The 2,950-nt window shown below is 63.3% G+C and carries 2 protein-coding genes and 1 pseudogene; all 3 read left to right on the top strand.

The annotated features are described in order from the left end of the window. A partial coding sequence (locus tag QJT82_RS45215; RefSeq protein ID WP_281446724.1) for a group II intron maturase-specific domain-containing protein occupies positions 1-639 on the top strand: 639 nt, incomplete at its 5' end. 76 nt (positions 640-715) lie between these two features. Beyond that, a pseudogene (locus tag QJT82_RS45210) lies at positions 716-1,347 on the top strand (IS5/IS1182 family transposase); the annotation flags it as partial. 204 nt (positions 1,348-1,551) lie between these two features. Further along, a partial coding sequence (locus tag QJT82_RS45205) for an IS66 family transposase (protein WP_281446723.1) occupies positions 1,552-2,950 on the top strand: 1,399 nt, incomplete at its 3' end.

Genomic DNA, 2,950 nt, shown 5'->3' with positions numbered 1-2,950 from the left:
AAGAGCCGGATGAGCGGAGACGTTCACGTCCGGATCTGTGAGCGCCTGGGGGTGAAACTCCCCCGGGCGACTCGACTCATCTGCCATTGCCGCACGCGGCAGGAAGCGGAGGAGCTTAAATCGGCGCTGGAACGACGGTTTGCTGACTGCCATTTATTGCTGCATCCGGCGAAGACTAAAGTGGTCTACTGCGCTGACAGCAATCGACGGCGGTCCTACCCGCATATCCATTTTGACTTCCTGGGCTTTAGCTTCCGCCCCCGTATGGCGAAGAACCGGTGGGGCAGGATCTTCACCTGCTTCCTTCCGGGCGTGAGTCCGAACTCTCTTAAGGAGATGAGGGCTCGCATTCGAGGATGGCGCTTGCCTCAGCACTCGCCGCTTCCGCTTGAAGACATCGCGCGTAGTCTTAACCCCGTCCTTCGGGGCTGGGATCAATACTACGGGCGATTCTACCCGACGGAACTGCGTAGGCTCTATGAGTACTTCGATGAGCGCCTCGGCGCGTGGCTTCGGTGCAAGTACAAGCAACTGAAGGGCCATCGGGGACGGTCGTTGCGGAAACTCAACGAGATGGCGAAGCAAAATCCAAAGCTCTTTGTCCATTGGCAAAAGCTTGGACGGGCGACGGTTGGATGACAGGAGCCGGATGATGCGAGAGTATCACGTCCGGATCTGTGAGCGGCCGAGGGTGAAACTCCCTCGGCCTACTCGACAATACTTCTGCGGCGAGTTGAGCTTCTGCCACCGTCTGCCGTTCGATCGATCGTCGATGACACGCTGGCGCCAGCGGCTCGGCGAGGAGCAGCTCGTTGCGCTGATCCAGGAAAGTCTGTCGGTGGCGCACAAGGCTGGCGCCGTCGGCCCTAAGGACCTGGAGCGGTGGTCGTCGATACCACGGTGCAGCCCAAGGCCGTTGCGCACCCGACCGACGCGCGGCTGATGCATCGGGCCATCACCAAGCTCGTCGGGCTCGCCAAGCGCAATCGTGTGCCGCTGCGCCAGAGCTATCTGCGGCTGGCCAAGCGCGCTGCCATCATGGTCGGCCGCTATACCCACGGCCACCAGTTCAAGCGCGCCCGGCGCCAGCTCAAGTTCCTGCGGACGCGGCTTGGCCGGATCATCCGCGATCCGCCGCAAGATTGATGGCGATGCGGTGCCTGGAAGCGCGCTTCGGCCCGCTGCTTGATCTGGCGCAGCGGGTGCGCAGTCCAGGATCAGCATCAGCGCGGCCCCAAGGTCTATGCGTTACATGCGCCGGAGGTCGAGTGCATCGGCAAGGGCAAAGCCCGCGCGCCTTACGAGTTCGGCTGCAAGGTCAGTATCGCCACCCCCGTGACGTCCCCGAATGATGCGGAACGTGCGGCCGAACAACGGATGCGTCGGTTCGCACACTGTAACTTCGATGGCAGGTGATTCGTCAGACTCCCGAGAGGGGATATTTCGATGTGCCCTCGCTTGACGGGTTGGAGTGGACGCGCGTCTCACCCAAGCCTGTGAAGCAGCCGGCCGTTGTTGGGTAAGAGGAGGATTGGAGCGTGGAGCGTGCACATGTATCGTCTGATCATGGCGATTCGTCCCGACGCTCTCCCGACCGATCCGGCGTCTCTGACCGAGATGGTGCTCGCGCTTGATGCCGAGAACGAGAAGCTGCGTGTGGCCATGCAGACACTCAGGGAGATGATCTTCGGGAAGCGTTCGGAGAGGCTTGCGGTGCTCGTGGATGAGCAACTGGCGCTCGAGCTGGATGATCTTCAAACCGACGCCACACGGCCTGCGCCGGCCAACGACGATGCGCCTGTGGCGCCCAACAGGCCACGCAAGAGAGCGCGCCGCAACATCGGTGCGCTGCCCAAGCACCTGCCGCGTTGTGAGCAGGTGCTGGAGCCGGAGGCGACCGCGTGGCCGTGCTGCCAAGGCCAGCTTCACAAGATTGGCGAGGACGTCAGCGAGGTGCTGGACGTGATCCCGGCGATGCTGCAGGTGTTGCGGACGGTCCGTCCCAAGTACGCCTGCCGCAGCTGCACCGATGGCGTGGTCCAGGCAAAGGTACTGCCGCGCCTGATTGAGAGTGGCATGGCCTCGACGGCACTCGTGAGCCATGTGGTGGTTTCGAAGTTCGCCTGGTATCTGCCGCTGTACCGGCAGGTTCAGATCCTGGCCGGCCAGGGCATCCAGCTCGACCGCGCGACGCTCGCCGGCTGGGTCAAGCGTGCCGCCTGGTGGCTCAAGAGCCTCTACGAGCTCCAGCTGCGGATGATCCAGGCTGCACCGCGCCTGTTTTGCGACGAGACGCCGATGCCGGTGCTCGATCCCGGACGACATCGCACCCGCATCTGCCAGTTCTGGGCGCATGCCATGGATGACCGGCCATGGGGCGGGCCGTCGCCGCCGGCGGTTGCCTACGTGTTCGCCAACGGCCGCGGCACGGAGGAGATCGCCGGACAATTGACGGGCTTTTCCGGCATTCTGCAAGTAGATGGTTATGCCGCCTACAAGGCGCTCGCCCGCCATCATGGCGGCGCGATCCAGCTCGCCTTTTGTCTCGCCCATGCCCGCCGCAAATTCGTCGAGGTGTCCAAGACGACCCAGTCGCCGTTCGCTCGCGAGGTGATCGAACGCCTGCAGGCAGTCTATGCCATCGAAGCGGAGATCCGTGGCAGCAGTGCGGAGCAGCGGCTTTCCACCCGCCGCACCACGAGCGCACCGTTGATGGCGGCACTCAAGGCGCGACTGACCGGGATGGTGGACCAGCTCTTTTCACAGTCGAAGCTGGCAGAAGCGATCAACTATGCGCTCAATCACTGGGACGGGTTGACGCTGTTCCTCCGCGACGGCCGTGTCGAGGTCGGTAGAGTCGACGACTGGCGCGATGACCGTAGGTCGCGAGGCTTTACTGTTTCCGGCGGCTTTCGCCTTCGCCGGTGTCGCAGTTCGCACCATAGTTCCG

This window comes from Bradyrhizobium sp. Mp19, assembly GCF_029952935.1.
Taxonomy (GTDB): domain Bacteria; phylum Pseudomonadota; class Alphaproteobacteria; order Rhizobiales; family Xanthobacteraceae; genus Bradyrhizobium; species Bradyrhizobium elkanii.
The sequence above is the reverse complement of the archived record's forward strand: the minus strand, read 5'-3'. Positions and strand labels throughout refer to the sequence as shown.